Here is an 18,467-nt window from a genome sequence, read left to right as displayed (position 1 = left end):
AATTGAAATAAATTTAAATAAAACTCCTCTTTTTTTTCATTATTTTTTTATCCATTTTGTTTTGATCATCATATCCTAAAAAATGTAATACAGCATGTATCATGACACGTTTTAATTCAACCAAAAAAGATTGATTCCATAGTTTCGAATTCTCTAAAACACGATCAACACTAATAAATATATCTCCACATATCCATTGATTGATGGAATAATTAAATGAAAGCACATCTGTATAAAGATTTTTTTGCAAATATTTTTCATTCATATCTAAAAGAAAATTATCATTACAAAAAACATAATTTATGTTTCCAATATACATTCCTTCATTTTTTAACAATAGACAAATTTCTTGAATAAAGAAAGATTCATTTTCAATCTGAAAATCAGAAATTTCATAGAATAATTTAATCATTATTTATTATTTTAGCAGTATAATTTTTACATATTTTGACAAAAATTAAAAAAATAATTCCAAACATTTTTACTTTATTGAATCTGTTTTGTGGATGCATATCCATAATTTTTTTACAGTCTAAAAATTTTTACGGTTCTGCTATTGCTACTTTATTTTCAATAATTTTTGATTTTTTAGACGGTTTTGTATCCAGGTTGATAAAAAACGAAAATCAATTTGGAAAAGAATTAGATTCTCTCGCTGATATGGTTTCTTTTGGAATAGTTCCATCTATAATAGTTTTCCTTTTTATTGAAAACAATGAAAAAAAAATACCATTTATTGAATGGTTTTCTTTTTTAATTTCCATTTTTTCCGCATGTCGTTTAGCTAAATTCAATATGAATCCTTATGATTATAGAGGATTGACGACTCCTGTCAATACTTTATTTTTTTCTTCTTTATCTATTATGACAACTTATTCTACAGTACCAATTTTTATCAAAAATATTATCATGTATCCTGTTATAATGCTTTTTTTGATATTTTTATCTTGTTATTTTTTAGTTTGTAAAATACCAATGATTTCGTTTTCTTTTGAAGGATACTCTTGGAAAAAGAATAAAGAACGTTATATTTTATTATTGATTAGTACATTTCTTTTATTAACTTTACATGTAGTTGCTTTACCATGCATTATTATTTTTTACATAACAATTTCAATCTATTTTTATAGATTGAAAAATTCATAATCAATATCTAAATTAAATATGAAATTAAAACTTCATCGTCCCATTTGTTTCTTTGATATAGAAGCTACAGGAATCAATATCGGAAAAGATAGAATCATAGAAATATCCATATTAAAAATATTTCCTAATGGGAATCAAGAAGATAAAACTTGGCTAGTTTGTCCTGGAATTCCTATTCCTCCACAATCAACAGCTATTCATGGAATTAAAAATGAAGATGTAGAAGGAAAACTGAAATTTAAAGATGTAGCCTTTTCCATTTTTAAAATGATTGAAAATACAGACCTAGCAGGATATAACTCTAATAGATTTGACATACCAATTTTAGCAGAAGAAATGCTTCGTGCAGGAATCTCTTTTGATATCAAAAAACACAAAACCATAGACGTGCAAGTTATCTTCCATAAGATGGAACCTAGAACTCTTTCTGCTGCTTATAAATATTATTGCAGTAAAGAGCTTATAAAAGCTCACAGTTCAAAAGAAGATGCATTCGCTACATATGAAATATTACTGTCTCAATTGGAAAAATATGAAAATTTGAAAAAAGATGTCAAAAGTCTAAATCAATTTTCTCATCAAAAAAATATAGCAGATCTTGCTGGATTTGTAAAAATAGATGAAGAAGGAAACGAAATATTTAATTTTGGAAAATATAAAGGAGAAAAGGTTTTTGAAATTTTTGAAAAAGACCCTAACTATTATGAATGGATCCAAAATTCAGATTTTCCCTTGTATACAAAAAAAATATTAACAGGAGTTAAGTTAAGAAAATTCAATAAATCTTAAAAAACTAATCTCTAGTTAAATCTTCTAATTTTTTTGATACAAAAGTAGAAAGATTTTTTCCATGAAGCATATTTTTGGATAAAAAAGTTAAATTTAAAGCTTCTTGAATTATTTTTTTTCTTTTTTCTTCAGATATTTCTTGTAAAATTTTTTTCATCAAAATATGATTTGTATTTACTATCAATTGATAATATTTTGTTTGATCTTTTTCCTCTACAATTTTTTTCCCTATAGAATTCATTTCTTGGATCCTTCTTAAAAACTCCGGAACGATAATTAAAAAAGGATAATCTTTTTTGGATAAATTTTCTAATTGTATGGAAAATTTATATTTTTCCACTAAATGAGTGTTAATAAGATTTTTTAAATCTTGTTTTTCTTTTTCAGAAAGCTCTGAATCATATTTTTTATCTTGATCAATTAATTTGTCAATATGATCTGAATCGATTCTAACAAAAAAAATTTCCTTATCAAAAAACTCCAATTTTTGTATTAAATGAACTGAAAGTGGGCTGTCCAAAATCAAAACTTCATAACCCCTATCTGTTGCTTCTTTAATATAACTGTATTGTTCTTCTTTATCTGAAGAATAAAGAAAAATAATTTTTCCTTCTTTATTCTTTTGTATTTTACTGATTTTATTTTTGAATTCTTCTAAAGTAAAATAAATGTTGTTTACAGTAAAACAAATGAAAAATTTGATAGCTTTATCAAAAAAGTTTTGTGCACTTATCATTCCATATTCTACTATAATTTTTATATCTTCCCATTTTTTTTGAAAATCTTCTCTGTCCCTTCTAAACAGGGAATCTAGCTTATCTGCAACTTTCCTTGTTATATATCTAGATATGTTTTTTACCGACATATCGGATTGTAAATAAGAACGTGATACATTAAGAGGAATATCTGGAGAATCTATAACTCCTCTTAACAAGCTCAAAAAATCTGGAACAATTCCCTCTAAATTATCCGTAATATAAACTTGATTTTGATACAAATGAATTTTATCTTTTTGTATATCAATTCTTTTTTCTATTTTAGGAAAAAATAAAATACCTGTCAAATGAAAAGGATGATCTATATTTAGATGGACCCAAAATAAAGGATCTTCCAACTGATTAGGATACAATTGATGATAAAAATCTAAATAATTTTTTTCAATCAATTGAAGTGGATTTTTTGTCCAAGCAGGATGAATATTATTGACAATAGTTTCTTTTTCATCCTTTTTTTGTTCTTTAGAAGATAAAGAAATTGCTACAGGCATAAATTTGCAATATTTTTGTAACAATTTGAAAATACGATCATATTCTAAAAATTCCTTGCTATTTTCATGAATCAATAAAACAATTTCTGTCCCTCTATCTCTTTTTTCAATTTCTTTCATAATAAAATTAGGAGATCCTTCGCAAGACCAAAATATAGATGATGCATTTTTTTGATAAGATTGAGTGAATATCATCACTTTATTAGACACCATAAAGGAAGAGTAAAAGCCCAATCCAAAATGACCAATAATCTGATTATTTTTTTCAGATGTTTTATATTTTTTAATAAATTCCTCTGCTCCAGAAAAAGCTATTTGATTAATATATTTCTCTACTTCTTCTTTGGTCATTCCAATTCCATTATCTATGATATGAATAGTTTTATTTTCTTTGTTTATTAGAACACGAACTTTCAAATCATCTTCTGCAAAATCATCCAAATTTTCTAATTTGGCTATCGTTTTTAATTTCACAATAGCGTCTGTTGCATTAGAAACAAGTTCTCGTAAAAAAACTTCTTGATCAGAATAAAGAAATTTTTTTATGATAGGAAAAATATTATCTGAAGTTACACTAATTTTATCCATGAAACTGAATTTATTGAAATTATACAAATATCATACCGTAATAAATAAAAATACATAATGTCAGATTTCATAATTCTTTATTCTTCAAAAAAACAATTTATAAATTTTTTACCATCAAATTCTTTCAAATCTTGTATTTTTTCTCCTGTACCTAGATATTGTATGGGAATTTTAAATTGATCCATAATTCCTATTGCTACTCCTCCTTTAGCTGTTCCTTCTATTTTTGTCAATACAATAGAAGAAATTTTAACAAAAAAAGTAAATTTTTTTACCTGCTCAAAAGCATTTTGACCTGTACTTGCATCTAAAACAAGCATAATTTCATGAGGAGATTCAGGTATAATTTTTTTCATAACTCTACTTATTTTAGAAAGCTCTTCCATAAGACCAATACGATTTTGTAATCTACCTGCCGTATCAATTAATACCACATCTTTTTCTTTGGACTTAGCAGATTGTAAAGTATCATATGCAACAGATGCTGGATCGGCATACATATGTTGTTTGATTAAAGGAACTTTAGCTTTATTTGCCCATATTTCAAGTTGATCAATAGCAGCAGCTCTAAATGTATCAGAAGCTCCTATAATTGAATGAAAACCTTTTTTCTTTAAAAGAAAAGCTAATTTTCCAATAGTTGTTGTTTTTCCAACTCCATTGACACCTACCATCATTATTACATATGGTTTTTTATGAGATTTTATTTTTTTTTCTAAGCATTCATTTTTAATATTTATAAAAAGATTTTCTATCTCTTTTTTTAGTAAATTATATAAATCTTGTGTATCTCTATATTTTTCTTTTTGAATTCTTTTTTCTAAATTATCAATAATTTTTATGGTGGTTGGAATGCCTATATCTGCAGATAATAATATATCTTCCATTTGATCAATCACATTAATTTCTATTTTTGATTTTCTCAAAAAAAGATTTTTGATTTTAGAAAAAAAGGATTCTCTAGTTTTTTTCAATTCATGATCAAAAGTCTTCTTATCCTCCGATTCTTTTTTCTTTTTTAGAAAGAACATTATGAGTAACTACTTTTTTAGAAAAAAAATATTGACTTCCCCATTCGAAAGCATTTTCTTTTCAAAGGTATAAAAACCAGATTTTTTAGATTTAATTATTTTTATAGCCAAAGTCATTTTTTTTTGATTACTTTTTTTTTTGTTTTCTACCATTTTTTTAGACATACTATTTTATTTCTTTATGAATTGTATATTTTTTTAACACTGGATTATATTTTTTTAATTCAATTCTATTTGGAGTATTTTTTTTATTTTTTGTTGTAATATACCTAGAACAACCAGGAATTCCACTTTTTTTTTGTTCAATACATTCTAATATAATTTGTATTCTGTTTCCTTTTCTAGCCATTTTTATGTTTGTAACGTTTTAATGCATTTTCAATTCCTATTTTATTAATGATCTTAACCGCATAAGCACAAATTTTTAAAGTAATCCATTTTTTTCTTTTATTAAAAAAAAAACGTTTTTTACACAAGTTAATATTAAAGCGACGTTTTTTTTTATTATTTGCATGAGAAACTTTATTTCCTATCATTGCTTTTTTTCCTGTCAATTCACAAACTTTTGACATAATAATTTTTTTTTCTAAATTGCTAATTTAGCATAAAAAAAAAGACACTTCATGTCAGGACATAGTAAGTGGGCAAATATACAACATAGAAAATCTAATCAAGATTTTAGAAAATCTAGAAAATTTTCTAAGATCATTAAAGAAATAACTATAGCTGTCAAAGAATCAGGAAAAAATAATTTTCGTTTCAGAAATGCAATGATGAATGCAAAATCAGTTAATATTCCTAAAAGCACTATAGCAAAAGCCATAAAAAAAGCTTTACAAATAAAAACAGAAGATTACAAAAATTTAAATTTAGAAGGACAGATTAATGGAGTAAGTTTAATTATAGAATGTATGACGAATAATAGTATTCGTACAATTTCTAATATCAGAACATTTTTTAATAAAAATAGAGGAAGACTATGTCATAATGGAGAGTTAACTCACCTGTTTCATAGAACAGGTGTCTTTTATATAAAAAAAAAAGATATTCATTATTCAATGGAAGATTTTGAACTGATGACAATAGACTTCGGAGCTAAGGATTTTGTACAAAATGACGATATGGTTTCCATATACACAAATTTTGAATCCTTTGGATCTATGAAAAGCAATTTAGAAAAATTAGAAATATTCCATGAATATGAAGTCATTCGTATGCCAAAACAAATGATGAAATGGATTTCAGAAGAAAATAAAGAAAAAGTTTTGAATTTTATTGAAAAACTTGAAAAAGATGAAGATGTAGAAAACATTTACTCGAATTTAGAAAAATAAAGTAGGACGACCTATCGCATTGAAAAAATGAGGAAAGTCCGGACACCATAGAGCAACACAATGGGTAACACCCATCCATCGAGAGATGAGGAATAGTGCAACAGAAAGGAAGTACAGATTAGATTCAAAGTTCAAAGGCTGTAGTGAAATCATGTAAACTCTGTGTGGTGAAATGCCATGTACACCGGTTAACTGGCTCGGTTGATACCGGGGGGTAGGCAGATAGAGATCATGGGTGACCTAAATCCTAGATAAATGATAGGTTAAATACAGAATCCGGCTTATAGTCCTACTTCCTTAACTTCAAAGGAGAGATGGCCGAGAGGATTAAGGCGCACGTCTGGAAAGCGTGTTCACAAAAAAGTGTCAAGGGTTCGAATCCCTTTCTCTCCGCTTTAATAGTTTTCTATATCTTTCAATTTCTTTTCAATCAAATTAGTTCTAACGCCAATAATTTATCTATATCCTTTGAAGCGCCTTGCAATTTATCCTGAGCTTGATGAAGTAAGAATCTGAATTTTGTGAATTCCTGTTTGACAGTTTCTAAAATTTTCCATACTTCAGAACTTCTTTTTTGAATAGCTAAAGTTCTAAATCCTATTTGTAAACTGTTTAATACAGCTGCTAATGTGGAAGGTCCTGTTATTACGGTTTTGTATTTTCTCAATAATTCTTCTAGTAGACCAGAATTTCTTGCTATCTCAGCGTATATTCCTTCAAAAGGTAAGAATAGAATAGCGAAATCAGTAGTATGTGGAGGATCTATATATTTCTCTTTAATATCTTTTGACATTTTTTTAAGTACAGATTCCATATTTTTTATAGCTATTTCTATATTTTTTTTTTCTCCTTTACGATAAGCTGTCTGCACTTTTTCATAAGTTTCTTTTGGAAATTTCACATCAATAGGAAGCCATATAATATTCCCGTCTTCAAGTCCTGGAAGTTTTATTGCAAATTCTACCACAAAATTTGTGTTAGATTTGGTAATAACATTAGAAGCATATTGTTCTGGAGACAAAATTTGTTGTAAAAGCATTGAAAGTTGCATTTCGCTAAAACTCCCACATATTTTTACATGATTTAAGGTTCTTTTTAAAGAACTTACATCTTTCGCCAAAATTTTCATTTCCCCCAAACCTTCTTGTAAAAAGAATAACTGATTTCCGATAATTTCGAATGATTTTCCCAGATGAATATTCAAAGAATTTTGAAGTTTTTCATTAACATTTTCTTTTATTTCTTCAAGTTTTTTTTCTATAATTCTAATCAATTTTTCTTGTTCCTTATAAACAGAATCTAATTTTTTAGATTGATGATCAAAATAAAATTGAATTTTTTTTTCTAGAGAATCTTGAGAATCTTTAACAGTTTGTGTTAATCCATTTTTAACTTCCACTAAAGAATTATTAAGCTCTTTTTTACTGTATTGAGATAATTTTTGAATTTCTTCTTTTTGATCCTTAAATTCTTTTCTGAAAAACAATTCCAATTTTCTCAAAAAATATATGCATATCAAAAAAATAAAAAAACAAACAAAAAATAAAAGAATAATACATGAATGAATAGAAAGAAATCCTTGTGATTGAGGAAAAAGTAGCGGGAATAGGACTCGAACCTATGACCTTCGGGTTATGAGCCCGACGAGCTACCAACTGCTCCATCCCGCGCATATAATAATATAACGTTTTTCATCTACAAAATCAAATATTGATAGAAATATATTTTATCCATTCATAGATATTAAAAATTCTTCGTTATTTTGAGTTCTAGCCATTCTAGATCTTAAAAATTCCATAGCTTCCACTGGATTCATATCAGAAAGATGTTTTCGCAAAATCCACATTCTTTGTAATGTATTTTGATCAAGCAAAAGATCATCTTTTCTTGTACTAGAAGAAACCAAATCTATAGCTGGATAAATTCGTTTATTAGCTATTTTTCTATCTAATTGAAGTTCTTTATTTCCTGTTCCTTTAAATTCTTCAAAAATAACTTCATCCATTTTGGATCCTGTGTCAATCATAGCAGTAGCAATAATAGATAAAGATCCTCCATTCTCTATATTTCTAGCAGCTCCAAAAAATCTTTTCGGTCTATGTAATGCATTTGCATCTACTCCTCCTGACAATACTTTTCCAGATGCAGGAGCTACAGTATTATATGCACGTGCTAAACGTGTGATAGAATCTAATAATATGACTACATCATGAGAACATTCAACCATTCTTTTTGCTTTTTGTAAAACAATATTAGCTACTTTGACATGTCTATCTGCAGGTTCATCAAAAGTAGATGCGATGACCTCTCCTTTTACATTTCTTTGCATATCTGTTACTTCTTCCGGACGTTCATCAATCAATAATATGATTAAATAGACTTCAGGATGATTGGCCGCAATAGCATTAGCTATTTCTTTTAATAAAGTAGTTTTTCCTGTTTTAGGAGGAGCAACAATCATTCCTCTTTGTCCTTTTCCTATAGGAGTGAAAAGATCTACTATTCTTGTAGAAAGAGTTGCATTTTTTTCAGCTAATTTGAATTTTTCATTGGGAAATAATGGAGTTAAATGTTCAAAAGAATCTCTTTCTCTTACAAAAGAAGGAGGCCTTCCATTGATTTCAAGAATTTTAATTAAGGGAAAATACTTTTCTCCATCTTTAGGGGGCCGTACTTCTCCTCTTATTGTGTCTCCTGTTTTCATTCCGAAAAGTCTAATTTGAGATTGAGAAACGTAAATATCATCAGGCGATGATAAATAGTTAAAATCGGAAGATCTTAAAAAACCGTAATTTTCTGGCATAATTTCCAATACTCCTTCACTGATTATAATTCCTTCAAATTCATATTCAGGAGTGCGGTATTTATTAGAAGAAATTTTTTGTGATATTCCTTCTATACCGTGACTCTGAGATGATGGGATAGATTCAGATCTATCATTTCTGTCATTTTTTTTCCAATTCGTAAAATTTTGATGTTTTTTTTGATATTTTATATCTTCTGACAGCTTAGAAGATTTTAAATTTTCTTGAAAATGTTTTTTTTTCCCATTGTTTGTATTTTTATTTTCCGAAAATGAATTTTTGGAGGTTTTTAAATTTTCTTGAAAATGTTTTTTTTTCCCATTGTTTGTATTTTTATTTTCCGAAAATGAATTTTTGGAAGCTTTTAAATTTTCTTGAGAATGTTTTTTTTTCTCATTGTTTGTATTTTTATTTTCCGAAAATGAATTTTTGGAAGCTTTTAAATTTTCTTGAGAATGTTTTTTTTTCTCATTGTTTGTATTTTTATTTTCCGAAAATGAATTTTTCGATTCTTTTCGCACTTTAAATCCTTTTTTTAAAGGATTTTCTTTTCTTAATGAAGAATGTATGGAAGTATTTTTGTTATTAAAAATGGAAATGATTTTCTCTAGGAGTTCGTTTTTTCGTAATTGTGTACATTTTTTTAATCCTGAAGAACGAGCTATTTCCTGTAATTCAAAAAGTTTCTTACTTTTTAATTCAGTAATATCAAACATAAAGTGATTGGGTTAGATTTTATACTTGGCAAATAATATACTTTTTTAGTATAATTATTTTAGAAACGATAAATGCAATTATACAAAAAATTAATTTGAACTAATAAACAATTTAATCTATATGTTATATAGGATACAAACATTATATCTATTTATTTCTATTTTGATTTATTCCATTTCTCTATATTATTTTCGTTTCATTTTTTTGACGTCTAATTTTTTTTCTTTAAAAAAAACGATTTTCATTTTTCTAATTATAGGTTTTATTTTATCTCTTTTAAGTCTTCTTTTTTTCAAAAAAAAAAAATTGCAAATATTTATGAATAAAACAAATATACTTGCAATTAGTACTAATTTGATTCTTTTTTTATATCAATTCAATCAATCCATTCTAAAAGAAATTTCGCTTTTTTTCGTATCATTATGTTTTTGTAGTATGTGTGTTTTGTACATGGCTAATAAAGCCATAAAAAAAGACATAGAATTGATTGATTCGATGAGTAGAATCCGATGATATGAGATGAAGCGTGTCTTTTTGTAGAAGATATATTTTTGTTATTTATTAAAAAAACCAAAATAAAATGAAAAAAGCTTCATTCATTCAAAAATTAGAAGGATCTAAAAAGGAATTTTATGAAATTTCAAAATCTATCATTCAACCTAATATTATATCTGATCAAAAAAAATATAAAATATTATTAAAAAAATATCTAAAACTAGAAAAAATAGTTTCTCTTTATGAAAAATACAACAAAAAACTAGCTTTACTTCAAGAAGCAGATTTTATATTGAAAAATGATTCCGATGCGGATCTAAAAGAATTAGCCTCCATAGAGAAATACAAAATTTTAGAAAATTTATCATCTATTGAAAAGGAATCTTATGATCTTATTTTTTCATTATCAAATGAAACAGAAGAAACAACAGAAAATCATAGAAATGCTATTGTAGAACTCCGTTCTGGAACAGGAGGAGATGAAGCGTGTCTTTTTGTAGAAGATATATTAAGAATGTATACAATGTATTTTAAAAAATCAGGTTGGAAATATAAAATTATACATGCTCAAAAAGGAGGAATAAAAGGATATAAAGAAATTATTTTGGATGTGAATGGAAAAGAAGGAGTTTATGGAAATTTAAAATTCGAATCTGGAGTACATAGGGTACAAAGAATTCCAAAAACAGAATCCCAAGGAAGAGTGCATACATCTGCTATAACAGTAGCGGTGCTTCCTCAAGTAAAAGATATAGAGGTAAACATTAACTTATCTGATATAAAAAAAGAAACTTTTAGATCTAGTGGGGCAGGAGGACAACACGTTAACAAAACAGAATCTGCTGTACGATTAACTCATCTACCAAGCAAAATAACAGTCGAATGCCAAGAAGAACGTTCTCAACACAAAAATTTCGAAAAAGCTATAAATGTTTTACGATCAAGAATTTATCAAAATGAAAAGGAAAAAAGATTAAAGGAAATATCTATAAAAAGAAAATCGTTAGTCTCAACGGGAGATCGTTCTGTAAAAATTAGGACTTATAATTATCCCAAAAGCAGAGTTACGGATCATAGAATTCATAAATCTATTTATGATCTTGCAGGATTCATGAATGGAAACATTCAAGAAATGATTAATTTTTTAAAATTTATTGAAAATAAAAAATAATATGATCCTCAATGATCTGATAATAGGGAATAGAAATCTATTCTATCTAAAAAATTTGTATTATAATTTCCTTTTAAGAAATCATCGTTTTGCATAAGTTTTCTATGAAAAGGAATAGTCGTTTGGATTCCTTCTATAACGAATTCTTCTAAAGAACGACGCATTTTCTCTATGGTTTCTTTCCTATTTGTTGCTGTAACAATAACTTTAGCAATCATAGAATCATAATAATGTGTAATCAAATATCCTGCATAAATATGTGTATCTACACGGACTCCTTTTCCACCTGGTAAATGCATTTGAGTAATCTTTCCGGGAACTGGTCTAAAATTATGAGATGGTTCTTCTGCATTAATTCTACATTCTATTGAATACATTTTTGGATAATAATTTTTTTTCTGGAAAGTTTTTTTTCCGTAAGCTAGAAATATTTGCTCTTGAATTAAATCTAAACCCGTTATTTCTTCTGTAATAGGGTGTTCTACTTGTATTCTTGGATTCATTTCCATGAAATAAAAATTTTTATTTTGATCCACCAAAAATTCCATCGTTCCTACTCCTTCATAATGAATAAATTCAGCGGCTTTAACTGCTTCATTTCCCATTTTTTTTCTAAGAGATGAAGTTAAAAATGGAGAAGGAGCTTCTTCTACTAATTTTTGATTTCTTCTTTGAATAGAACAATCTCTTTCAGATAAATGACATGCTTTCCCATATTTATCTCCTAGAATTTGTATTTCTATATGTCTTGGATCTAAAATTAATTTTTCTATATACATATCTTTTTTTCTAAAACATGACCAAGCTTCTTTTTGAGCTTCTTCCCAAGAGTTTTTTAAACTTTTTTTATCGAAAACAGATCGTATTCCTTTTCCACCACCTCCAGAAACAGCTTTAATGATAACAGGGTATCCTATTTTGTCTGCAAAATATTCTATTTCTTTATAAGAAAATTCTGAAAAACAATCTGATCCAGGTAAACAAGAAATTCCAGCTTTTTTCATGGTTTTCTTAGCTGAAATCTTATTCCCCATTTGAATCATATGATTGGGTTTAGCTCCTATAAACTTAATTCCATGTTTATGACACATGGATGAAAAATATGCGTTTTCAGATAAAAATCCATATCCAGGATGAATAGCATCTGCATTTGTAATTTCTGCAGCAGAAATTAGATTTGGAACATTTAGGTAGGATTGAGATGGAGAAGGTGGACCTATACATACAGCTTCATCTGCAAAATAAACATGAAGACTATGTTTATCTGCTGTAGAATAAACCGCCACTGTTTTGATTCCCATTTCTTTGACGGTTCGTATAATTCTCAAAGCAATTTCCCCACGATTGGCTATTAATATTTTCTTAAACATAAAAATTAATAATTTGGATCTAAAAGAAATAAAGGTTGATCGTAATCAACAGGACTAGAATCTTCTACAAGAATTTTTACAAGTTTTCCATTGACTTCAGATTCAATATCATTAAATAATTTCATAGCTTCTATCACACAAACCTTTGTTCCTATTTTGATTTGATCTCCTATTTTCACAAAAGGTTCTTGATCTGGATGAGGTTTTCTATAAAATGTTCCGATCATAGGAGATTTAATTGTTAAATATTGATTTCTGTTTTCTTTTTCTATTTTAGAAAATCTGTCTGAAAAATCAGAAATAGAGGAAGACATTTTAGAATAAGTAGAATTCCATAAATGTTTTTCATTTTTTTTTATAAATGTCCTATTTTTTATATGAATTTTAGTAGTTCCTATTTTAATCCTTATTTCACTAATATTTGATTCTGAAACAAATTGAATGAGTGACTTGATTTTTTCGAAATCCATAATTGATAGAATAGATCAGGATCTTTATTCTTCTTTGCTGTATACAATTTTTCCTCTATAATAGAGTTTTTTTTCATGCCAATAAGCGTGGTGATATAAATGTTTTTTATTTGTTAAAGCACATTTCACTAATAAAGGTTCTTTGATTTTTAAGTGATTTCTTCTTTTATCTCTTCTAGATTTAGACTGTCTTCTTTTAGGATGTGCCATAAGATTAAATTATAATAAACCACTAATTTAGAAATAAAATTAAATGTGTTAATAAAAATAATTTTTATATCTTTATTTTAATATGTCTTATTCTTAGTTTTATTTCTCATGTCTTATGAACCAATTAACTAAACGTAGGGAGGATTATTCAAAATGGTATAATGAAATAGTAGTCAAGTCTGGCTTAGCCGAATTTTCCGGCGTACGTGGTTTTATGATTGTAAAACCATATGGATACTCTTTATGGGAAAAAATGAAACAAGAACTAGACAAAATGCTAAAAAATACAGGACATAAAAATGTTTATTTTCCCTTACTAATTCCTAAATCCGTTTTTTCAAAAGAAAAAGAACATACTGAAATATTTTCTGAAGGATGTGCTGTGGTAACACATTCTAGATTAAAAAAAAATAAAGAAGAACTAATTATTGATCCTGAATCCAGATTACAAGAAGAATTAGTAATTAGACCCACCTCTGAAAGTATCATATGGAAAACTTATAAACGTTGGATTCAATCTTATAGAGATCTACCCGTTTTATTAAATCAATGGGGAAATGCATTGAGATGGGAAATGCGAACCCGTTTGTTTCTGAGAACTACTGAATTTCTGTGGCAAGAAGGACATACTGCTCATTCTACGAAAAAAGAAGCTATAGAAGAAGCTAATAAAATATTAAATATTTACACAGATTTTTCTGAAAATTTTATGGCAATTCCTGTATTACAAGGAATCAAACCACATATGGATAAATTTTATGGTTCAGAAAAAACATATTGTATAGAAGCTCTTATGCAAGATGGAAAAGCTTTACAAATTGGCACTTCTCATTTTCTAGGACAAAATTTTTCTAAAGCTTTTGATGTTCAATTCACTAATTACAATGGAAAAAAAGAATATGTATGGTCCACTTCTTGGGGAGTATCTACTAGATTAATAGGTGGATTGATTATGTCACATTCTGATGATAAAGGTTTAATTTTACCTCCCAAAATAGCTCCTATACAAATTGTTATTATTCCTATATATAAAAACAAAGAAAAGTTTGGAATTATAAATGACGTAGTTGAAAAAATTCTAAATGTTTTAGAACAAGAAAGAATACGAGTAAAATATGACAATAGAGTAACATTTACTCCTGGATGGAAATTTCATGAATATGAAATGAAAGGAGTTCCTCTACGAATTAGTATAGGATCAAACGAAATAAAAAATGAAAAAGTAGAGATTTTTAGAAGAGATACATATGAAAAAATATATATATCTTGGATAAATTTAAAAAATTTGATTCCTAAATTACTTGATGATATACAAAAAAACATTTATCAAAAAGCATTAGATAGAACTCAAAGATTGACTACTCAATCAGATTGTTATTATGATTTTAAAAAAAAAATAAACGATTCGGGAGGTTTCATTCTTGCTCACTGGGATGGAACTAAAAATACAGGAAAAAAAATTCAAGAAGAAACAGAAGCGACTATACGTTGTATCCCATTGTCTTCCGAAAAGGAAAAAGGAAAATGTATTTATTCCGGAAATCCTTCTTTGCAAAGGGTTGTTTTTTCCAAATCTTATTGAAGATTTTTCAATTTTCCTTTAAAACTGTTTATCGATGAATAATTTTTTTTTTGCAAAAAAAGAGTAAACTCTTTTTTTAATCTTTCAAAGACTGAAATTCCTTCTTTCATCAATTGTGTTCCTATTTGAACAGCTGAAGCTCCACACAATATGTGTTCAAAAATATCTTTTCCATAAGAGATCCCTCCACATCCTATGATAGAAATATCTTTCCTAAGATAAGTATAAAATTTACGAATATTAGCTAGTGCAAATGGTTTGATTATTGATCCTCCTATCCCTCCAAATCCATTTCTTGGTTGTATGACTGATGTTTCATTCCTTGGATCAACAAAAATTCCGTTAGGTAAGCTATTAATACAAGTGACAAAAACAATAGGAAATTGATTTAAAATCAAAGACATATTTTTTATGTATTCCTCCTTGAAATAAGGAGGGAGTTTAATCCCTAAAGGTTTTTCATTGAATTTAAATACATTTTCTAAAAAATCATAAATTTTGTATAAATCGTATCCTAATATTTCTTCTTGAAGGTTTGGACAAGATAAATTCAACTCTATAGCCGTAATTTTTGAAGAAAAATTAGCTTTTTTTAGAAGAAAAAAAATTTCTTCTATAGATAATCCGGATATAGAAAGAAAAACAGGTTTTTTAGTTTTTTTTTCTTCTAAAAAGTTTAAATAAAAATCTATTCCAAGATTAGGTAATCCCATAGAATTAATGCTTCCCACATTCCATTCGAAATATCTTGGTTTTATATTTCCTTTTCTTGGTTGTCTAGTGCAACTTTTTGTTACAATAGCTCCAGAAGAACTATCTAAAAGATCAGATAATTCTTGACCTGTTGTACAAAGAGCTCCTGAAGCATTCATAATACATGATGAAAGTTGAATTCCATTTATACGAGCAGAAATATCTATTTTTTTCATAATCATATCAATTATAATAATATCCAAGTATAAAATTTTTAACTTTACCAAAACAGTTTTTTTTATGGAAGAAAAAGAACAGTTCTTTTTAAAAATTTACAATTTAGGAATCATAAAATTTGGAAATTTTACTTTGAAAAGTGGAATGAATTCCCCCATATATATCGATTTTCGTCCAATAGCTTCTAGACCAGACTTATTAATAAAATTATCGGATTTACTTCTTAATGAAGTTTCATCTACTAATTTTGAACTCATTTGTGGAGTCCCCTACGCCGCTTTGCCTATAGCTACAACTTTATCTTTGAGGTCTAATATTCCGTTAATTATTAAAAGAAAAGAAAATAAAGGCTATGGAACTAAGCGAATGATTGAAGGAATTTACAAAAAAGGACAAAATTGTCTTCTCATAGAAGATGTCATCACAAGTGGAGATAGTTTACTGAAAACTGTAATAGATCTTGAAAAAGAAGGATTAATAATAAAAGACATTATGTCCATTCTTGATAGAGAACAAGGAGGAACAGAAAACATAAAAAAAAGAGGATACAATATACGAACTTTATTTCGTATAGGAGAAGTTTTAAAAATGTTAGAAAAGAAACAATTTTTTAAAAAAAAAAAAATACATATGATTCAATTTTTTTTTAGCAAAAAAAATATAAAAAATCTTCAAAATAAACGTATTTCTTATGAAGAAAAAAAAGAGAGAATTTCTCATCCTATAGGAAAAAAACTTATTGATATTACATTGAAAAAAAAAACCAACTTGATAGTTTCTGCGGATTTAGTACATTCTAAAAATATATTAAAATTAGTCAATTTAATTGGAGATAGAATTTGTGGATTAAAACTTCATGCAGACATTATTAATGATTTTTCATTTTCATTTATAAATTCTCTTAAAAACATTTCTATAGAAAAAAAATTCTTACTATTTGAAGATAGAAAATTATGTGATGTAGGACCTACTAATTATCTTCAACTCCATGATGGAATATATAAGATTTCTTCTTGGGCCGATATTGTAACTGCGCACGTCCTTTCTGGCAGTGCAAGTATACAAAACTTGAATATTCCTTCCAGGATGGGTTTAATTACAATATCTGAAATGTCTTCTTATGGAAGATTATCCGACGATAATTACATCAGAAAAGCATTAAATATTTCTTTGAAAAACCCAAAAGTTATTGGAACTGTAGCACAAAGAAAAGTAGACGATAGATTATTACTATTTACACCTGGAATTCATTTTTCTAATTCAAACAACTTAGGAAATACCTATATTCATCCCACTAAAGCTTTTGAAAAAAATGGAAGTGATTTTATAATTGTAGGAAGAGGAATTTACCAGTCTAACAATCCAAAAATAGCAGCCGAAGAATATAGAAATGCAGGATGGAAAGCGTATGAAAATGGACTTTGAATGAAATTCAACAATTCAATGAAATTTACGGAATATGAGTTTTTTTAAAAAAAATTAATGATACTGATTATATTTTTATTTAATTTGTATATGTTATATGTTATGTGATCTTGTTCTCAAAAAAATAAGAGAACTCGTTGCAAGTGTGTTATTTCATTAAATAAATTATAATTCGTAATAAGGTAAAAATTCTTTAGAATAAATTTTGAATATGGAATGGATAAATTCATTAATCAGTTGTTTTATGATACTTTTTAGCATTATAGACATATTAGGAAATGCTCCGATTATTATGGGATTCAAATCAAAAGGAAACATAATAGAAACTAAAAAAGTAATAGTCACTTCTCTTGTTATATTCTTATCTTTCCTATTCCTAGGACAACCTATGCTAAAAATTATTGGAGTGGATGTTCACTCTTTTTCTGTAGCAGGATCTATAGTGTTGTTTTTAATAGGTTTAGAAATGATATTAGGAGTTGATTTACACAAAGTTACAGAAAACGCACAAACTTCTATTGTTCCAATAGCTTTTCCTCTTATAGCTGGTCCTGGGTCTTTAACCACTTTGATTTCATTAAGAACAACTTATGACGTAAATATTATTCTTTTATCTTTGATCTTGAACATGATCGTTGTTTATTTTGTGATAGATAGATGTGATTTTATAGCTGAAAAAATAGGAAACAATGGCTTAGATATACTCAAAAAGATATTTGGAATTGTTTTATTAGCTTTTGCCGTTAAAATTTTTGGAGCTAATGCAGGTCAATTATTTCAACCATAATCTCTTTTTATTTTATTGAATATTTTTTTTACAGATTGATTTATCTCTTGAAATTTAGGAAGATAAAAATGATTATAAATGAAAATTATATAAATATTTTTGCTTTCCATATGTTTTTCCAAAATGGATTTATTCAATGAAAAACAAGTTCTCAATAAACGTTTGATTCTATTTCTATGAACTGATTTTTAAAGTTTTTTTTTTACTAAAGTTCCAATTAAGTTGATGAATGAATTTTTTTCACAATTTATTTTTTCTAATAGAAAAACAGAACAAACAGGATCTATTAACAAATATTTTCCATTTTTTATAACTTTATCAAAATTTTTTTTACCTTTCATTTTCATGCAA

21 protein-coding genes, 2 tRNA genes and 1 other RNA gene are annotated in these 18,467 nt (G+C 27.0%); 10 read left to right on the top strand and 14 right to left on the bottom strand.

The window, feature by feature from the left end:
• Positions 1 to 13: 13 nt before the first annotated feature.
• A complete protein-coding gene (gene ybeY / locus BLBBGE_RS02620) occupies positions 14 to 412 on the bottom strand; it encodes an rRNA maturation RNase YbeY (protein ID WP_012841050.1) in 399 nt (132 codons plus the stop codon).
• 35 nt (positions 413 to 447) lie between these two features.
• Here ybeY and BLBBGE_RS02615 point away from each other — a divergent pair, with 35 nt between their 5' ends.
• Both BLBBGE_RS02615 and BLBBGE_RS02610 read left to right on the top strand, forming a co-directional pair.
• Complete coding sequence (locus tag BLBBGE_RS02615; protein WP_012841049.1) at positions 448 to 1,146, top strand: CDP-alcohol phosphatidyltransferase family protein; 699 nt, start codon at positions 448 to 450, stop codon at positions 1,144 to 1,146.
• A gap of 18 nt (positions 1,147 to 1,164) precedes the next feature.
• Complete coding sequence (locus tag BLBBGE_RS02610) at positions 1,165 to 1,935, top strand: 3'-5' exonuclease (protein ID WP_012841048.1); 771 nt, start codon at positions 1,165 to 1,167, stop codon at positions 1,933 to 1,935.
• 4 nt (positions 1,936 to 1,939) lie between these two features.
• On the opposite strand, the gene htpG is transcribed toward BLBBGE_RS02610, so the two are convergent.
• The 5 genes from htpG to rpmB form a co-directional block, all read right to left on the bottom strand.
• Positions 1,940 to 3,790 carry a molecular chaperone HtpG gene (gene htpG / locus BLBBGE_RS02605; RefSeq protein ID WP_012841047.1) on the bottom strand — a complete coding sequence of 617 codons (1,851 nt, stop codon included), beginning with the start codon at positions 3,788 to 3,790 and terminating at the stop codon, positions 1,940 to 1,942.
• A 77-nt stretch (positions 3,791 to 3,867) separates the two neighbouring features.
• The gene (gene ftsY, locus BLBBGE_RS02600) at positions 3,868 to 4,821 is read right to left on the bottom strand and encodes a signal recognition particle-docking protein FtsY (protein WP_012841046.1); all 954 of its coding nucleotides are present in this window, start codon (positions 4,819 to 4,821) and stop codon (positions 3,868 to 3,870) included.
• Positions 4,822 to 4,830: 9 nt separating this feature from the next.
• A complete protein-coding gene (locus BLBBGE_RS03200; protein ID WP_226989468.1) occupies positions 4,831 to 4,974 on the bottom strand; it encodes a DUF4295 family protein in 144 nt (47 codons plus the stop codon).
• A gap of 13 nt (positions 4,975 to 4,987) precedes the next feature.
• Entirely contained in the window at positions 4,988 to 5,170 is a 183-nt protein-coding gene (rpmG, locus tag BLBBGE_RS02595) for a 50S ribosomal protein L33 (protein ID WP_012841044.1), read from the bottom strand.
• On the bottom strand, positions 5,163 to 5,393 hold the full coding sequence (gene rpmB, locus BLBBGE_RS02590; protein WP_012841043.1) for a 50S ribosomal protein L28: 231 nt from the start codon (positions 5,391 to 5,393) through the stop codon (positions 5,163 to 5,165). Before rpmB ends, rpmG begins: the two co-directional genes overlap by 8 nt.
• Positions 5,394 to 5,444: 51 nt before the next feature.
• Here rpmB and BLBBGE_RS02585 point away from each other — a divergent pair, with 51 nt between their 5' ends.
• From BLBBGE_RS02585 to BLBBGE_RS02580, 3 genes are all read left to right on the top strand, one after another.
• On the top strand, positions 5,445 to 6,155 hold the full coding sequence (locus BLBBGE_RS02585; protein WP_012841042.1) for a YebC/PmpR family DNA-binding transcriptional regulator: 711 nt from the start codon (positions 5,445 to 5,447) through the stop codon (positions 6,153 to 6,155).
• An RNA gene (gene rnpB, locus BLBBGE_RS03145) (RNase P RNA component class A) lies at positions 6,154 to 6,455 on the top strand. The genes BLBBGE_RS02585 and rnpB overlap by 2 nt, the downstream gene beginning before the upstream one ends.
• Before the next feature lie 8 nt (positions 6,456 to 6,463).
• Positions 6,464 to 6,548, top strand: a tRNA-Ser gene (locus tag BLBBGE_RS02580).
• A gap of 37 nt (positions 6,549 to 6,585) precedes the next feature.
• Here BLBBGE_RS02580 and rmuC read toward each other — a convergent pair.
• The 3 genes from rmuC to rho form a co-directional block, all read right to left on the bottom strand.
• Positions 6,586 to 7,656, bottom strand: coding sequence for a DNA recombination protein RmuC (gene rmuC / locus BLBBGE_RS02575; RefSeq protein ID WP_226989454.1), 1,071 nt, complete (start codon positions 7,654 to 7,656; stop codon positions 6,586 to 6,588).
• Between the two features lie 96 nt (positions 7,657 to 7,752).
• Positions 7,753 to 7,825: transfer RNA gene (locus BLBBGE_RS02570), tRNA-Met, on the bottom strand.
• A gap of 56 nt (positions 7,826 to 7,881) precedes the next feature.
• Positions 7,882 to 9,675, bottom strand: coding sequence for a transcription termination factor Rho (gene rho, locus BLBBGE_RS02565; protein WP_012841040.1), 1,794 nt, complete (start codon positions 9,673 to 9,675; stop codon positions 7,882 to 7,884).
• Positions 9,676 to 9,796: 121 nt separating this feature from the next.
• On the opposite strand from rho, the gene BLBBGE_RS02560 reads away from it, so the two are divergent.
• Together BLBBGE_RS02560 and prfA are read left to right on the top strand one after the other, a co-directional pair.
• Positions 9,797 to 10,189, top strand: a complete 393-nt coding sequence (locus BLBBGE_RS02560) for a DUF4293 family protein (RefSeq protein ID WP_012841039.1) — start codon at positions 9,797 to 9,799, stop codon at positions 10,187 to 10,189.
• Positions 10,190 to 10,256: 67 nt separating this feature from the next.
• Positions 10,257 to 11,342 carry a peptide chain release factor 1 gene (gene prfA, locus BLBBGE_RS02555; RefSeq protein ID WP_012841038.1) on the top strand — a complete coding sequence of 362 codons (1,086 nt, stop codon included), beginning with the start codon at positions 10,257 to 10,259 and terminating at the stop codon, positions 11,340 to 11,342.
• 8 nt (positions 11,343 to 11,350) lie between these two features.
• On the opposite strand, the gene accC is transcribed toward prfA, so the two are convergent.
• From accC to rpmF, 3 genes are read right to left on the bottom strand one after another with little or no spacing between them, the layout of a single operon-like run.
• Positions 11,351 to 12,712, bottom strand: coding sequence for an acetyl-CoA carboxylase biotin carboxylase subunit (gene accC / locus BLBBGE_RS02550; protein ID WP_012841037.1), 1,362 nt, complete (start codon positions 12,710 to 12,712; stop codon positions 11,351 to 11,353).
• Positions 12,713 to 12,717: 5 nt separating this feature from the next.
• Positions 12,718 to 13,182, bottom strand: coding sequence for an acetyl-CoA carboxylase biotin carboxyl carrier protein (gene accB / locus BLBBGE_RS02545; RefSeq protein WP_012841036.1), 465 nt, complete (start codon positions 13,180 to 13,182; stop codon positions 12,718 to 12,720).
• Between the two features lie 24 nt (positions 13,183 to 13,206).
• Positions 13,207 to 13,392, bottom strand: a complete 186-nt coding sequence (rpmF, locus tag BLBBGE_RS02540; protein ID WP_012841035.1) for a 50S ribosomal protein L32 — start codon at positions 13,390 to 13,392, stop codon at positions 13,207 to 13,209.
• 115 nt (positions 13,393 to 13,507) lie between these two features.
• On the opposite strand from rpmF, the gene proS reads away from it, so the two are divergent.
• Positions 13,508 to 14,974, top strand: coding sequence for a proline--tRNA ligase (gene proS, locus BLBBGE_RS02535; protein WP_012841034.1), 1,467 nt, complete (start codon positions 13,508 to 13,510; stop codon positions 14,972 to 14,974).
• Here the strand turns inward: proS and BLBBGE_RS02530 are convergent.
• Positions 14,968 to 15,909 (bottom strand): dihydroorotate oxidase, encoded by a 942-nt coding sequence (locus tag BLBBGE_RS02530; protein WP_041936799.1) that lies wholly within the window; start codon positions 15,907 to 15,909, stop codon positions 14,968 to 14,970. The genes proS and BLBBGE_RS02530 overlap by 7 nt on opposite strands.
• Before the next feature lie 58 nt (positions 15,910 to 15,967).
• Here BLBBGE_RS02530 and pyrF point away from each other — a divergent pair, with 58 nt between their 5' ends.
• Together pyrF and BLBBGE_RS02520 are read left to right on the top strand one after the other, a co-directional pair.
• Entirely contained in the window at positions 15,968 to 17,329 is a 1,362-nt protein-coding gene (gene pyrF, locus BLBBGE_RS02525; RefSeq protein ID WP_012841032.1) for an orotidine-5'-phosphate decarboxylase, read from the top strand.
• Between the two features lie 211 nt (positions 17,330 to 17,540).
• The gene (locus tag BLBBGE_RS02520; RefSeq protein ID WP_012841031.1) at positions 17,541 to 18,116 is read left to right on the top strand and encodes a MarC family protein; all 576 of its coding nucleotides are present in this window, start codon (positions 17,541 to 17,543) and stop codon (positions 18,114 to 18,116) included.
• 188 nt (positions 18,117 to 18,304) lie between these two features.
• Here BLBBGE_RS02520 and BLBBGE_RS03210 read toward each other — a convergent pair whose 3' ends face one another.
• Positions 18,305 to 18,457 (bottom strand): hypothetical protein, encoded by a 153-nt coding sequence (locus BLBBGE_RS03210; RefSeq protein WP_167884938.1) that lies wholly within the window; start codon positions 18,455 to 18,457, stop codon positions 18,305 to 18,307.
• Between the last annotated feature and the right edge of the window lie 10 nt (positions 18,458 to 18,467).

Origin of the sequence: Blattabacterium sp. (Blattella germanica) str. Bge (genome assembly GCF_000022605.2) — a bacterium.
Classification (GTDB): Bacteria; Bacteroidota; Bacteroidia; order Flavobacteriales; family Blattabacteriaceae; genus Blattabacterium.
Note: the sequence above shows the minus strand (reverse complement) of the source record. Positions and strands in the feature narration are given on the sequence as shown.